Origin of the sequence: Micromonospora narathiwatensis (assembly GCF_900089605.1) — a bacterium.
Classification (GTDB): Bacteria; Actinomycetota; Actinomycetes; order Mycobacteriales; family Micromonosporaceae; genus Micromonospora; species Micromonospora narathiwatensis.
The window spans coordinates 867,432-881,798 of the sequence record NZ_LT594324.1 but is presented as its reverse complement, the minus strand read 5'-3'; the positions used below and the strand labels follow the sequence as shown (position 1 = coordinate 881,798).

Genomic DNA, 14,367 nt, shown 5'->3' with positions numbered 1-14,367 from the left:
ACCCGCCCCGATGCTCCGCCCACCGCGTCCCGCCCACCGGACCCCCGTCAGGCGGCGTGGGCACCCGCGAGGGCGGCGGCCATCGCCTCGCGGGGGGCGGGGACGCCGGTGAACTGCTCGAACTGGCCGACCGCCTGGGCCAGCAGCAGGTCCAGCCCGGAGACCACCCGACAACCGGCGGCGAGCGCCGTCGTGGCGAGCGGGGTGGGCCAGGGGTCGTAGAGCGCGTCGAAGAAGACCGACCCCGGCCGCCAGTCGAAATGCCCGGCGAGCGGGTCGGCCACCCCCTTCGGCACCGTCGAGATCACCAGGTCGGCGCGGGCGTGCGCCGGCGCCCCGTCCCAGTCCGCGCCGGCCAGCGGCACGCCGACCGCGTCGGCCACCGGGCGCAGCGCGTCGACCGCCTCGGGGCGGCGGGCCACCACGGTCACCTCGGCCGCGCCGATCCGGGCCGCCGCGGCGAGGGCGGCCCGGGCGGTGCCGCCCGCGCCGAGCACGGTCACCACGGCGCCCGCCGCGCAGCCGGCGGCGGTGAGCACGTCGACCATGCCGGTCACGTCGGTGTTGTCGGCGTACCAGGTGCCGTCGGGTCGGCGTACCAGGGTGTTGGCGGCGCCGACGGCGGCGGCGACCGGCGAGACCGCGTCGGCCACCGCGAGCGCCGCCTCCTTGCCCGGCATGGTCACCGACAGCCCGGCCCACTCCGGGCCCAGGCCCGCGACCAGGCCGGCCAGCTCGTCGGCCGCGCACTCGATCCGGGTGTACGACCACCCGGTCAGCCCGGCCGCCGCGTACCCCGCCTCGTGGATGACCGGGGAGAGCGAGTGGGTGATCGGCTTACCGACGACGGCGGCTCTCACTTGCAATTCGACTTGGTCAGGACACCGTTGTCGCACATCTGCTTGTTCAGCTTGTTGAAATCGGCATCGCTGGAGCCGTAGCCCATCGTGCCCTTCTTGTCCACCGTCATGAAGTAAATCCAGGGGCCATCCGTCGGCTCCATCGCACCCTTGAGCGCGTCCTCGCCCGGGTTGCTGATCGGGGTAATCGGCAGGCCGGCCACGTCATGCGTGTTGTACGGGTTCGTCAGGTCGTGGATCTCCGACGACTTGAGCACGTCGGAGTCCTTCGGATCCTTGCCCTGGAGGCGGAACCAGTAGTTGATGCCGCTGTCGATGCCGAGGCACCCACAGCCGATCTTGCCGGCGTAGACCCGGTTGTAGATCACCCTGGACACCTTCGGCAGGTCCTCCTTGTGGACCGACTCGGCCTCGGCGATGGAGGCGGCGATCAGCGCCTCGTACGGGGAGATCTTCCGTTCCTTCTGCACCCGGTTGACGAAGTCCATCTGGTCGGTGACCTCAAGGAACTGCCGCACCATCATCGACAGGATCTGCTCGGCGGTCGCCTTCGGCGGGATCTCGTAGGTCGCCGGGTAGAGGAAGCCCTCGATGCTCTTCGTCGGGTTCTTCTTGCCGTCGTTGCGATTGAACCAGAACGCCGGAACGCCCAGCTTGACCGGATCCGCTGCGGCCTTCTTGAAGTCGGCGACCGGGATCTTGGTCTCCTTGGAGAGGATCGCGTAGATGTTCAAGCTGATGGTGCCCTCGGGGATGGTCACCCCGTTGACCACTCGGCTCTTCGGGTCGAGCAGCAGGTTGACCACATCGGCGGCCTTCATCTGCTTGCGGACCTTGTAGCTGCCGACCTGGATGTTCTTGCTGCGGGAGTTCGCGTCGGCGGCCTCGATGAACGCCTTGGTGCTCTTCACGACCCCGACGTCGTACAGCGTGTTACCGATGTCGGTGAGCGTGTCGCCCTTCTTTACCTGGACCAGAACCTCGCCCGAACCCGGACCGTCGTAGTCCGGCGTGACGAAGTAGTTACGGATCCGGTCGAACCCGACGTACGCGCCGCCGCCGATGCCACCCAGCAGCACGAGCGCCATCAGGAGAGCGAAGACGGTCTTGCCCCGGCCGCCGCCCGACCTGCCGTTGCGCTTACGCACGGCGCTGCGCCGGTGCCGGCCCTTCTCCCCCCTGTCCTGCTCATCGAACACCAGGTCAAGGTCGTCGATCATTGCGTCCGCCTCCGCTGTGCGTCCAGCCAGCTCTGCAGAATCTCCACCGCGGCGGCCTGGTCGACCACCGCCCGTTGGCGCTTTCCCCGGACGCCCCGTTCGGCCAGCCTACGGCTCGCAACCACGGTCGACATCCTCTCGTCCGTCAGCGTCACCGGAATCGGCCCCATTACATCAGCCAATCGGTCAGCGTACGCTGAGACGTTCGCCGCCGCCGGGCCATGCTTTCCGGCGAGGTTGACCGGCAGGCCGAGCACGATCTCGACCGCCTCGTGCTCGGCGGCCAGCCGGACCAGCTCGGCCATGTCGGTGGGCACCGTATCCGGCGCAGCGGTCAGGTCACGGGCGAGGGTCACCAGCGGGGTCGCCAGGATGCCGTGCGGATCGGACCGGGCGACCCCGACCCGGACCTGCCCGACATCGACCCCAAGCCGTACGCCACGGGTCAGTTCAGCCATCTACCGGGCACTTCCCCTCCGGCACGGGCCAGGGCGGACCATCCGGTCCGCCCTGGCCCTCGATCGGTGCGTCCATCACGCCTCGGCGATCGCCTTCTCCACGGTGAGCAGCAGGTTCGACGCCTCCGCGGCGGGCAGGCCACCGCCCTGGGCGAGGTCGTCACTGCCGCCGCCACGACCGGAGAAGGCCGCCTTCACCAGGTCCTTCGCGGTCAGGCCCCGCCCCCGGGCGGCCTGGTTGACGGCCACCACCAGGGACGCCTTGCCGTTCGCGCGGGCGGCCACGGCGACCACCGCCGGACGGGCCGGGTCGATCCGGCCCCGGATCTCCTGGGCCAGGGTCCGTACGTCGTTGGTGGCCGCGCCCTCGGGCGCCTCCGTGCCGACGTACGCGACGCCGTGCACGTCCTTCGCCTGCCCGGCGAGCGCCGCCGCCCCGCCCAGCACCAGCTGGGCGCGCAGCTTCTCCAGTTCCTTCTCGGCGTCGCGGAGCTGGGTGACGGCCTGCTCGACACGGTCGGCGACCTGGTCGCCGGGGACCCGGAACAGCTCGGCGAGCCGGGAGACCAGCAGGTGCTCGCGGGCCAGGAAGCCGAACGCGTCCATGCCCACCAGCGCCTCGATCCGGCGGACACCGGAACCGACCGACGCCTCAGAGAGGATCTTGACCAGGCCGAGCTGGGCCGAACGGGCCACGTGCGTGCCGCCGCACAGCTCCCGGGCGTAGTCGCCGACCTCGACGACCCGGACCCGCTCGCCGTACTTCTCGCCGAAGAGCGCCATCGCCCCGATCCGGCGGGCCTCCTCCTGCGTGGTGACGAAGGCGTGCACCTCCAGGTCGGCCAGGAGCACCTCGTTGACCTGCTGCTCCACGTCGTGCAGCACGCTCGGCGCCACCCCGGTCGGGGTGTTGAAGTCGAACCGCAGCCGGCCCGGCGCGTTCAGCGAACCCGCCTGGGTGGCCGACTCGCCGAGGAAGTTGCGCATGGTCTGGTGCACCAGGTGGGTGGCGGTGTGCGAGCGGGAGATCGCCCGCCGCCGGGACACGTCGATCTCGGCGTACCCGGTCTCCCCGGCGCGCACCTCGCCCCGGACCACCTTGGCCCGGTGCACGATCAGGCCCGGCACCGGCTGCTGCACGTCGAAGACCTCGAGCTGGCCGCCGCCGACCGTGATCAGGCCCTGGTCCGGCTGCTGGCCGCCGCCCTCGGCGTAGAACGGGGTGGTGTCGAGCACCAGCTCGACGGTGTCCCCCTCGACCGCCGCGCCGACCTCGGCACCGCCGGCGAGCAGGGCCCGCACCCGGGACTCCCGGTTCAGCTCGGTGTAGCCGGTGAACTCCACCGGCCCGCCGCCGTCGAGCACCGACCGGTACGCCGACACGTCGGTGTGGCCGGTCTTGCGCGCCTGCGCGTCCGCCTTGGCCCGGCCGCGCTGGTCGGCCATCAGCCGGCGGAAACCGTCCGCGTCGACCTGGAGCCCCTGCTCGGCCGCGATCTCCAGGGTCAGGTCGATCGGGAAGCCGTACGTGTCGTGCAGCTGGAACGCCTTGTCACCGGAGATCGACTTCTGCCCCGCCGACTTGGTCTCGGCGATGGCGGTGTCCAGGATCGTGGTGCCAGCGCGCAGCGTGGCGAGGAAGGCGTCCTCCTCCGCGTACGCGTACTGGGAGATCCGGCCGAACTCCTCGGCCAGCTCCGGGTACGACGGGGCCATGCAGTCCCGGGCCACCGGCAGCAGCTCGGGCAGCGCCCGGTCCTGGTAGCCGAGGAGGCGGACCGACCGGATGGCGCGGCGCATGATCCGGCGCAGCACGTAGCCGCGGCCCTCGTTCGACGGGGTCACCCCGTCACCGATCAGCATCAGCGCGGTACGCACGTGGTCGGCGATCACCCGCAGCCGGACGTCGTCCGGGTGCGACTCGCTGGCCGCGTGGCCGGAGCGCACGCCGTACCGCTTGCCGGTCAGCTCGGCGGCCCGGTCCAGGATCGGCTTGACCTCGTCGATCTCGTAGAGGTTGTCGACGCCCTGGAGGATCGAGGACATCCGCTCCAGGCCCATGCCGGTGTCGATGTTCTTCGCCGGCAGGTCGCCGAGGATCGGGAAGTCCTCCTTGCCGACGCCGGGACCCCGCTCGAACTGCATGAAGACGAGGTTCCAGAACTCCAGGTAGCGGTCCTCGTCCACCTCCGGGCCACCCTCACGCCCGTAGGCCGGGCCCCGGTCGTAGTAGAGCTCCGAGCAGGGACCACACGGGCCGGGGATGCCCATCGACCAGAAGTTGTCCGCCTTGCCACGCCGCACGATCCGCTCGACCGGCACGCCGGTACGCCGCCAGATCTCGTACGCCTCGTCGTCGTCGAGGTAGACCGTCGCCCAGATCCGCTCCGGGTCGAGCCCGAAGCCGCCCGCCTCGACCGGCTTGGTGGCCAGGTCCCAGGCGAGCGGGATCGCCCGCTCCTTGAAGTAGTCGCCGAAGGAGAAGTTGCCGTTCATCTGGAAGAACGTGCCGTGTCGGCTGGTCTTGCCGACCTCGTCGATGTCCGGGGTGCGGATGCACTTCTGGACACTGACCGCGCGGGGGTAGGGCGGGGTCTGCTGGCCCAGGAAGTAGGGGACGAACTGCACCATGCCGGCGTTGACGAACAGCAGGTTCGGGTCGCTGATGGCGGGCAGCGGAGCGGACGGCACCACGGCATGGCCGTTCGCCTCGAAATGGGCGAGGTACCGCCGCTTGATCTCCGCCGTCTTCATCGCTGGTGTTCCTCCGGGAAAATCTCTCGGTCGCCGATCCGCGGGTCCTCCCGCAGCTCGGCGAACTGGTCGTCGTACAACTCGCCGTGGGCGAAGGCCTCGTGGATCTCCTGCTCGCGCTCGGCCATCCCGGTCCGGACGTCCTCGACGAAGCTGCGGACCGACTCGACGAGGCTGCCCGCGGACTCGGACAGCCCGCTCGCGATGCCCGCCGGCGTGTACGCCTGCGCGGTGCGGGTGGCCTTGCGGACCACCAGCACCCCCACGGCCAGGCCAATGCCCAGCCAGAACACGCGCTTCATCTCACATCCCTCCGCTCGGCCGGATCACCGGTTCGCGCGCTTCTCGGCGCGACGCCGCTGCTTGATGATGTCGCGGGCCTCCCGCTCGTCCTCCGCGTGCCGGCGGGCGGCGGCGGCCTTGCGTACGCCGTAGCCGAAGGCAGCCACCTTGACCAGCGGATTCGCGGCGGCGGCCGAGATCACCGCGGCGAGGTTCGCCACGTTCGCGGTGACGTTCTGCGCGTGGCTGGTCATGGTGTCCACCTTGGCGAGCTGGAGGTTCACCCCGTCGAGGGTGGTCTGCGTCTGCTCCAGGGCGGTGTTGACGTTCTTCACCGTGGTGTTGACGTCACCGAGCAGCGGCGCGGTGCGGTCGTTGAGGTCGTTGATCATGCGGGTCGTCGCGTCCACCGTGTGCCGCAGTCGCAGGATCGGCACCGCCAGCACGAGCACCAGCATCAGGAATGCGCCGGCCAGGATCAGCCCAGCGATCTCTCCACCACTCACGCGCATGTCCTCCTCAAGCAGTGTCCCGAGGCCCCGCGCCCCGGAATGCGCGACCGTCGCACCCGCTCGGCCCCACACCGGCGCACCGCGGCCGGCGGGCACGGACCGGCCCGCCAGCCACAGACCCTACCGTCCGTGATGGAGCGCTGCTCACGACGGTGAGGGTGTCAATTCGCCGAGTGGATCGTCGGTGAGGGTCGGGTACGGATCCACACCGGTGAGGGACGGATCGGTGGTCGGCTGTGGCCCGGTCCGCTCGTCGTCGATAGCGTTGCGGACCTTCACCGACACCAACGATCCGGCGCACTCTCCCGCTGCGGGCGAGGGCGCCGGCGTGGGAGCCGGTTCCCCGTCCACCGGCGGCGGTGTGCAGGCGGGCTCGCGTACCCAGAGGTCGAGGGTGAGTTCGTCGCGACGCCAGCAGGTGTAGCTGCCCTTGACCTCCTGCTCCGGGCAGCGGGCGACCTTCCAGCGCTGCCAGCCGTCCTGGGCGAGGGCCTGCTCGTACGCCTGCGCGGTCTCCTTCGGCGTCCGCTGGGACTCGACGGTCCGCTCCCGCAGCCGGCAGTCCTGGAGGCACCATCGGCTGCCGCTGACGTGGTCGACGGTCTTCGTCGCCGCCCAGGCGGGCACGTCCAGCCCGTCGAGGGTGTCGAAGACCGGGTCGTGGCTGAGCGTGCGCAACCCGAAGTAGAGCGGAACCGCGCCGAGCAGCACCAGGCTGACCAGGGCGAGGACGCCCAACCGCAGCCGCCGCCGTTCGCGCATCTGCCGCCGTAGTTCGGAGCGGGCGCCGCGCAGGCCACCGGCTGCGGCACCGGCCTGCGCCGACTGCGCCTCGGCCCGCAGCGGCGCCGGTCCGGCCACGTCGGCCGGTCCGGGTCGCGGCCCGGCCGGTTCCATCGGCGGTACGACCGCGGCGGCCCGGGCCACCGCCGGCTCGCCGGGCGGGGGTACGGCGGCCGCGCCGACCGGTCCGGGCCGGCCCGGCTCCGCCCCGGGCGGGACCGCCCGGCCGGCCGGCCGTTCCTCGGGCCCACCGGGGCGGGCCACGGAGGCAGCCGCCCGGGCCACTGCCGGACCGCCGGCCGCCCCGGTTCGCGCGGTGGGCTCGCCGCCGGCTTGCGGACCGCGCCCGTCGTCTCCGCCCGGACGTGGGACGGGGCCGTCCGGGCCGGGCCGGGCGGCGCCCCGGGCCGGGCCGGTGCCGCGTGCGTCACCGACGCCCGGGCCGGGCCGGCCGGGCTGGCCAGGGGCCGGCCCGGGACGGCCGCCCCGGGTCGACGCCGGGTCCCGCCCGGCGTCGCCGCCGTGCGGCTGGCCGCCCGTCCGGTCGGGATCTCCCCCGGCGGGGAAGCCGCCGGTGCGGTCGATGTCGCCGGCGGACCCGGGCCCGCCGGCCCGGCCTCCGCCGGGCGGCGGGCCACCCACGCGGCCGGGATTCCCGGCCGTCGGCAGCCCGCCGGTGCGGTCGGCGCCGGCCGATCGGCCGGCGGCCCGGCTGCCCGTCTCAGGGCCGGCGGGGCGGCCGGGCGGTCCGGCGGGACGTGCGGCGTCCCGGGCGGGTCCGGCCTGGTCGGGCGTCACCGGCACGGCCGCGCCGCCTCGGGCGGCCGGGGCACGGCCGGAGCCGGCGGAAGCGCCAGGTCGTCCGGCCGGCGGCTCGCCGACCGGAGTGTCGGTGGGACGGGCCGGTGGCACGGCCGGGTCGCCGTGGGGGGCCCGCCCGGCCTGCCGGAGCCAGTCGGCCGGTCGCTCGGGGCGTTGCGGTCGCGCGTCCTCGGTCTCCTCGCGGGCCGCGCGGCGCGGGCCCGGGGTCTGCGGCGCCTCGCCGGCGGACCGCCGCGCGCCCGGCGCCTCTGGGACGGCCCGACGACCGGCCGCGGTCGGTTCGTCGTCGGGGACGGCTCGGCGGCCGGCTGCGGTCGGTTCGTCGTCGGGGACGGCTCGGCGGCCGGCCGCGGTCGGTTCGTCGTCGGGCGCGGCCCGGCGGCCACCCCGCGCACCCGGATCCTGGGCAGCCGCCCGGCGGCCGGCCGGCACCGCCCCGTCGCGACCAGCCGGGCGACCGGTCGACGTCGCGGCGTCGTCCGGAGCGGCGCGGCGACCGGCCGGAGCATCGGGGGTGGCGCGCCGCGCCGTCGGCATGCCCGGGCCCTCCACCCGACGGCCGGGGGACGCGTCGGACGGGACACCCGGGACCGGCGGGGCGTTCCCGCTGCGCGGCACCGCCGCCGGCTGGTCGGGCTCGCCGGCCCGGCGTCGACCGCCCGGCCCGGCGGGACCGTCCATCCCGGACGGGCCGGCGGAGGGGCCGGGCTCCGCGGCGCCGCGGCGGCGCCGGGGCTCGGGGGCGCCCGGACCCGGGACGCCGGTCACCGGGTCGACGCCGGGGTGGCCGGCACCGGGCGGACCGGCCGCGCCGGATGCCGACGGCACGGTGACCCGGCCGGCAGCGGGCTCGGCGGCGGCCCGCCGGCCGGCCCCGGAGACCGGGCGCGCCTCGACCTCGTCGGGCACGGACCGCCGGCCGCCACCCGACCCGGGTCGTCCGGCCGGGGCTGCCCCCTCGGCGTACGGGCCGGTGGGCGCTCCGCCGCTGCCGTGCCGGCCGCGCGGAGTGGGTGGCACGGCGGGACCGGGCGGCTGCCAGCCGGGCCCGGGCACCTGCCCGCCCCGGGCACGATCCGGCGCCGATCCCGGCGGCGGGGCCGATCCGGGCGGGGCCACCCGAGGCGCGTCGCCCGGCCGACCGGCGGCCGGTGGAAGAAGGCTCTGCTGCCCGGTGGGCGCGTCCGGGCCCCGGCGTGGCGGCCGGGACGGCTCGCCGGGTTGCCGGGGCGGCTCGGGCGTACCGGGCCAGGGCCCGTCGACCGGGCGGCGGCGGGCCGCCGCCGGATCGGGCCCGTTGGGGCGTACCGGGGGCGATGCCGGTCCGGCGTCGGCCGGACCGCGCCGGGCACCCGGCCCGACCGGACCCGGCTGACCGGGCACCGGACCGGGCTGACCGGGCTGGGGGCCGCGCGGCGGCACGGGGGCGGGCGGGCCCGATCGCGGCCCCGGACCGGCGGCGGGCGGACCGCCACGCGGCGGCGGGGCGGCGGCGGGGCCGTCGGCGTCCGGGCCGAGGTCGGCGCGCTGCTGCTTGGCCGTACGCAGGTCGTCGATCCAGCCGAACTCCTCGCCGACGGTCGCCTCGTCCGGCTCGGCCTCGGCTCTGCCCCGCCCCCACCGGCGGCCCTTGGCGCTCCGGTCGTGCCGCTCGTCGGGGCCGTCCTCCGGCCGCTCCGGACCACGCGCCATCACTGCTGACCCTCCTCGACGGCGTCGTCGCCGCCCTCGTTCACCCCGTTGCCCTGCTCCGCGCCGGCCGGACGACCGGCGGGCACGGCCACCGGTGTGCCGGCCTCCTCGCGGACCGCCGGTGCCGGCAGCCCGCGCACGATCCGGCGCAGCAGCGGCAGCCGGCCGGCCACCGCGCGTTCCGCGCCGTGGCCGCTGGGCCGGTAGTAGTCGGTCCCGACGAGATCGTCCGGAGCGTACTGCTGGGTCACCACGCCACGGTGGTCGTCGTGCGGGTAGCGGTAGCCGGTGCCGTGCCCGAGACCACGGGCGCCGGCGTAGTGGGCGTCGCGCAGGGCCCGCGGCACCGGCCCGCCCCGGCCGGCGCGCACGTCGGCGATGGCCGCGCCGATCGCCGTGGTGGCCGAGTTGGACTTCGGGGCGGTAGCCAGGTGGATCACCGCCTGGGCCAGGTTGAGCTGGGCCTCGGGCAGCCCGACGTACTCGACGGCGTGCGCGGCGGCGGTGGCGACGGTGAGCGCGACGGGATCGGCCATGCCGACGTCCTCGCTGGCGAAGATGACCAGCCGCCGGGCGACGAACCGGGCGTCCTCACCGGCCACCAGCATGCGGGCCAGCCAGTGCAGCGCCGCGTCCACGTCCGAGCCGCGCATGCTCTTGATGAACGCGCTGGTCACGTCGTAGTGGGCGTCGCCGTCCCGGTCGTACCGGACGGCCGCGACGTCGACGGCCTGCTCGGCGGTGGCCAGGTCGATGCGCCCGGTGCCGAGCGCGGTGGCGGTGGCGGCCGCCGCCTCCAGGGCGGTCAGTGCCTTGCGTACGTCGCCGCCGGCGAGGCGGACGAGATGGTCCTCCGCCCCGGTCTCCAGGGCAAGCGCGTCGCCCAGCCCGCGCTCGTCGGCGACCGCGCGGCGCAGCAGGCCACGCACCGCGTCGTCGTCCAGCGCCTGGAGGGTGAGCAGCACGCAGCGGGACAGCAGCGGCGAGATGACCGAGAAGTACGGATTCTCGGTGGTCGCCGCGAGCAGCGTGACCGTCCGGTCCTCCACCGCGGCGAGCAGCGAGTCCTGCTGGGTCTTGCTGAACCGGTGCACCTCGTCGATGAAGAGCACGGTCGGCGGGCCGCCCGCACGCCGCTGCCGGCGGGCGGTGTCGATCACCGCGCGGACGTCCTTCACGCCGGCCGTCAGCGCGGACATCGCCACGAAGCGGCGGTCGGTGGCCCGGGCCACCAGGTGCGCGATGGTCGTCTTGCCGCTGCCCGGTGGCCCCCAGAGGATCACCGACATCGGCGCCGCACCCTCGACCAGCTGGCGCAGCGGCGCGCCGGGGGCGAGCAGGTGGTCCTGCCCGACGAGCTCGTCGATGCTCGCCGGCCGCATCCGGACGGGCAGGGGCGAGTCCGCGTGCGCGGCGGTGAACCCGTCCAGGCCGGCGGAGCCCGCGGGGGCGCTGGGCGCTCCGCCGGGCTCGCCGAGGGTGAAGAGGGCGTCGGACTGCATCACGAGAACAGTACCGGGCCGGGCCGACGACGCCGGAATCGCGCCGCGGCTCGGCCCGCGATGATCCGTTCCGGTCAGCCACGACCCGGGCGCCGGCCCCGGTACCAGCGGCCCCGGCCGCTGCCGAATCCGGCCAGGTGCAGGGCGAGCAGCAGGAGGCCGATGAGCATGAGAGTGTGCACGTTGAACAGGTCGGGGGCGCCGAGGTTGGTGTTCAGGAAGTCGAGCAGCAGCGCGAAGCCGAACACGATGGCCGCGAGCGTGGCGAACATGGTCACTCCTCCGGTGGGGGTCCCAGCAGGGTCGGCGACGGATGTACCCGATCGGTCCGCTCGTCAATCTCCACGGTGGAACCGGCCGGCGTCGTCACCGGTCGGTGGCGAGTACGGCGTATCGCACCGAGTCCCACCAGCGTCCCCGGACGAAGAGGTGGTCGCGGCTGAGCCCTTCCCGCCGCATCCCGACCTTCTCCAGCACCCGCCACGAGGCGGGGTGGTCCGGTCGGGTGGTCGCCTCCACCCGGTGCAGGCCCACCTGTTCGAAGGCGAGGCGCAGCAGCAGGCCGGCCACCTCGGTGCCGAGGCCCTGCCCCCAGTGCCCCGGGTGGACCACGTAGCCGATCTCCCCACGCCGGTGCTCCGGGCTCGTCACGGTCAGCGTGCCCAGGCCCACCAGCCGGTCCCGCGCGACCGCGGCCAGGTGGTACGCCAGCCGCGGCTCGCCGCCGGCCGCGTCCCGCCAGGCCGGCAGGACGGCGCGGACCTCGGCCGGCGAGGGCGGATGTTCGTCCAACATACGGTCGGCGACCTGCGGCTCGTTGGTCAGCGCGTGCAGCGCCTCCGCGTCGGAGTCCACCCACTCGCGCAGCAGGCAGCGCGGGCCGGACAGGTGTGCCGGGCGTACGGATCGGATCGGGCTCACGAGTTCTCCTCTCGTAGGCTGGTCGCATGATCACTGCCGACCAGGTCCTGGCGGGGCGGGACACCCTGCTCGCCGCCACCGGTCACCACCCGTACGCCCGGCACGCGCTGTGGCGGGACCACGACGCGCACGGGTGGCGACGGGACGGGGCGGTGGGCTGGTTGCTCCCAGAGTCCTTCCCGACCACCACCTCCCGTCCCGGCGACCCGCGGATCGTCGACTGGTACGGCATCCACGACGGCGACCGCCTCGTCGCCTGCGGGGCGGACCGCAGCCGGGGCGACGTCGGCTTCCTCGCCGGTCTCACCGTGGCGACCGACCGGCGTGGGCGGGGCCTCGGCGCGGCGCTCACCGCCGGAATGACCCGCGCCCTCTTCGCCCGGTACGACCACGTGGCGCTCGGCGTCTACACCGACAACGTCGGGGCGATCCGGCTCTACCGCCGGCTCGGCTACACCGACACCGAACCCCGCACCTCGGTCCATCTCGGCTGAGGGAGTGGAGGGAGCCCTTGTCGACGCATTTCGCATGGCAGTGGCCCTCCTGGCAGGTCCGCCCTCAGCGCGCCTGAGCCGGCGCGGCGTCGAGGTCAGCCGGCGCAGCGGCGCGGTCACCGGACTCCGGCTGGTCGACCTGCGACGGCTGACCGGCGGGCGCGGCGTTCCGGGCGGCGCGCCAGGCCGGCAGGTAGAGCGGCGCGGCCAGCGCGAGCACCACCCCGCCGACCAGCATGGCGAGGCTGACGCTGCTGCGGTCGGCCAGCGTGGTGAGCACCAGCGCGCCGAGCGCGCCCGCCGGTTGCCCCATCATCGAGTTGAGCGAGATGACACTGGTCCGGTACGGCCCGTCGACCTGCCGGTGCAGCAGCCCCATGTGCAGCGGGTTGGACGCGCCGTGCACGGTGTAGCAGGCCAGGTAGGCGACGAGCACGCCGACCGGGCCGGCCAGCAGGCCCATGCCGACCACGGTCACGCCCTGGAGCACCCGCAGGAGCGCGGCGGCGGGCGCGGCGCCCAGCCGGCGCAGCAGCAACGGGGTGAGCGCGGCGCCGGCCGCGTTGGCCAGCCAGGCCGCCGAGCCGGCCGGGCCGAGCAGCGCCGCCGCCCGGTCGGCGTTCCCGACCACCTCGGAGAGGCGGATCGGCAACAGCGACTCGAAGGTGACCATGCCGAAGCCCCAGAACAGCTCGACGGCGACCAGGGCGAGCAGCACCCGCGAGCGGCGCAGCAGGCCGATCGCCTGTCCGACCATCCGGGGCGCCTCGACCACCGAGGCGCGCAGCGCCGCGGCCCCGGTGGCCGGTCGGGTCTCGGCCAGCAGCACGAACAGGGCGACCAGCGAGACGACGTGCAGGACGATGGCCACCAGCACGGGCAGGGTCAGCGCGCTGACCGGCCCGACCGGGCCGAGCGCGACCAGACCGCCGCCGAGCAGCGCGCCGGCGCCGATCGCGAGCCCGATGACGGTGCCGGCGTGGCCGAGACCGCGCTCGTACTCGGCGTCGGGGTCGGCGGCGAGGGTGGCGTCGACGTACCAGGACTCCAGGGGGCCGCTGTCAAGCGCCCGGTAGACGCCCTGCAACGCCCAGACCAGGAAGAAGAGCCAGAACGAGTCGGCCACCGCGAAGATGACCAGCGAGATCAGGCCGATCACCCAGGCGGCGGCGAGGACCGGCTTGCGGCCGAGCGCGTCGGCGAAGCCACCGGTGGGCAGTTCCAACGCGAGGACGACCAGGCCCTGCGCGGTAGCGACCAGGCCGATCTGGGACAGCGAGAGGCCGCGCTCCTGCATCAGCAGGATCATCACCGGCATCATCAGGCCGCTGGGCAGCCAGCGCAGGCCGTAGAGGGTGAGGTAGCGGAACCGGACCTGGCGTACGGACAGGGCGCTCATCGCTCCTCCTCGGGCAGCGGCATGGCGAGCCGCAGGTCCGCCAGCAGCGGCAGGGTGGCGAGGAATATCTGCACCTGCTCCGCGCCGGGCTCGTCGGGATCGGCCTCGCTGCGGTAGCGGTCGAGGATCTGCCAAACCTCGGCCTTGAGCGCATCGAGTCGGGTCGACGGGATGGTCATGAAGATGTCGCCCATCCCGAAGGCGTTCCGCCAGGTGGGCGACCACTCGTGCTGGACGGCGAACCACTTCTCGGCATGCTCGACGAAGTGCCGGACCTGGTTTCCCTGGATCCAGTCGATCGCGGCACGGGCGTCCGGGTCGTCGTCGAAGTCGGTGTTCTCCCAGTTGGTGACGTCGTGCCCGGCCCGCCACCAGCGTTGCCGGCCGGTGCCGAGGTCCGGGTCCTCCGTGACGAGGCCGACCTCGGCGAGCTGGCGCAGGTGATAGCTGGTCGCTCCGGTGTTGGTGCCGAGCAGTTCGGCGAGCTTGGTGGCGGTCGCCGGCCCCTTGACCCGCAGCGCGCCGAGCAGCCGCGTGCGCAGGGGGTGCGCCAGGACGCGCACCTGCTGGTGAGAGAGCCGCACGGCGCGCGGCGTGGATCTTTCGTCGTTCCCCATGGATGCACAATATCTGTGCACACTTCCTATGCACAAGAGTTGTGCATAGGA

General features: G+C 74.4%; 13 protein-coding genes. 1 reads left to right on the top strand and 12 read right to left on the bottom strand.

From position 1 onward, the window contains the following. Positions 1-47: 47 nt before the first annotated feature. The 10 genes from GA0070621_RS04005 to GA0070621_RS03955 all read right to left on the bottom strand — a co-directional run bounded on the left by GA0070621_RS04005 (position 48) and on the right by GA0070621_RS03955 (position 11,806). On the bottom strand, positions 48-860 hold the full coding sequence (locus GA0070621_RS04005; RefSeq protein ID WP_091191681.1) for a shikimate dehydrogenase: 813 nt from the start codon (positions 858-860) through the stop codon (positions 48-50). Then, positions 857-2,080, bottom strand: a complete 1,224-nt coding sequence (gene mltG, locus GA0070621_RS04000) for an endolytic transglycosylase MltG (RefSeq protein WP_091191680.1) — start codon at positions 2,078-2,080, stop codon at positions 857-859. The genes GA0070621_RS04005 and mltG overlap by 4 nt, the downstream gene beginning before the upstream one ends. Next, entirely contained in the window at positions 2,077-2,538 is a 462-nt protein-coding gene (gene ruvX, locus GA0070621_RS03995; protein ID WP_091191678.1) for a Holliday junction resolvase RuvX, read from the bottom strand. Before ruvX ends, mltG begins: the two co-directional genes overlap by 4 nt. A gap of 75 nt (positions 2,539-2,613) precedes the next feature. Then, positions 2,614-5,292, bottom strand: coding sequence for an alanine--tRNA ligase (gene alaS / locus GA0070621_RS03990; protein ID WP_091191677.1), 2,679 nt, complete (start codon positions 5,290-5,292; stop codon positions 2,614-2,616). Beyond that, positions 5,289-5,594, bottom strand: coding sequence for a hypothetical protein (locus GA0070621_RS03985; protein WP_091191675.1), 306 nt, complete (start codon positions 5,592-5,594; stop codon positions 5,289-5,291). Before GA0070621_RS03985 ends, alaS begins: the two co-directional genes overlap by 4 nt. A gap of 24 nt (positions 5,595-5,618) precedes the next feature. Beyond that, positions 5,619-6,080, bottom strand: coding sequence for a DUF948 domain-containing protein (locus GA0070621_RS03980; protein ID WP_091191674.1), 462 nt, complete (start codon positions 6,078-6,080; stop codon positions 5,619-5,621). A gap of 150 nt (positions 6,081-6,230) precedes the next feature. Continuing rightward, positions 6,231-6,848: a hypothetical protein gene (locus GA0070621_RS30295; protein WP_091201975.1), complete on the bottom strand. Its 618-nt coding sequence runs from the start codon at positions 6,846-6,848 to the stop codon at positions 6,231-6,233. A 2,534-nt stretch (positions 6,849-9,382) separates the two neighbouring features. Continuing rightward, on the bottom strand, positions 9,383-10,885 hold the full coding sequence (locus GA0070621_RS03965; protein ID WP_091191670.1) for a replication-associated recombination protein A: 1,503 nt from the start codon (positions 10,883-10,885) through the stop codon (positions 9,383-9,385). Between the two features lie 74 nt (positions 10,886-10,959). Further along, positions 10,960-11,157, bottom strand: coding sequence for a hypothetical protein (locus GA0070621_RS03960; protein WP_091201974.1), 198 nt, complete (start codon positions 11,155-11,157; stop codon positions 10,960-10,962). Between the two features lie 94 nt (positions 11,158-11,251). Continuing rightward, a complete protein-coding gene (locus tag GA0070621_RS03955) occupies positions 11,252-11,806 on the bottom strand; it encodes a GNAT family N-acetyltransferase (protein WP_091191669.1) in 555 nt (184 codons plus the stop codon). A gap of 26 nt (positions 11,807-11,832) precedes the next feature. On the opposite strand from GA0070621_RS03955, the gene GA0070621_RS03950 reads away from it, so the two are divergent. Continuing rightward, the gene (locus GA0070621_RS03950; protein ID WP_091191667.1) at positions 11,833-12,300 is read left to right on the top strand and encodes a GNAT family N-acetyltransferase; all 468 of its coding nucleotides are present in this window, start codon (positions 11,833-11,835) and stop codon (positions 12,298-12,300) included. 64 nt (positions 12,301-12,364) lie between these two features. On the opposite strand, the gene GA0070621_RS03945 is transcribed toward GA0070621_RS03950, so the two are convergent. Then, positions 12,365-13,699 carry an MFS transporter gene (locus tag GA0070621_RS03945; RefSeq protein WP_091191665.1) on the bottom strand — a complete coding sequence of 445 codons (1,335 nt, stop codon included), beginning with the start codon at positions 13,697-13,699 and terminating at the stop codon, positions 12,365-12,367. Next, on the bottom strand, positions 13,696-14,316 hold the full coding sequence (locus GA0070621_RS03940) for an ArsR/SmtB family transcription factor (RefSeq protein WP_091191664.1): 621 nt from the start codon (positions 14,314-14,316) through the stop codon (positions 13,696-13,698). The genes GA0070621_RS03945 and GA0070621_RS03940 overlap by 4 nt, the downstream gene beginning before the upstream one ends. Positions 14,317-14,367: the final 51 nt, after the last annotated feature.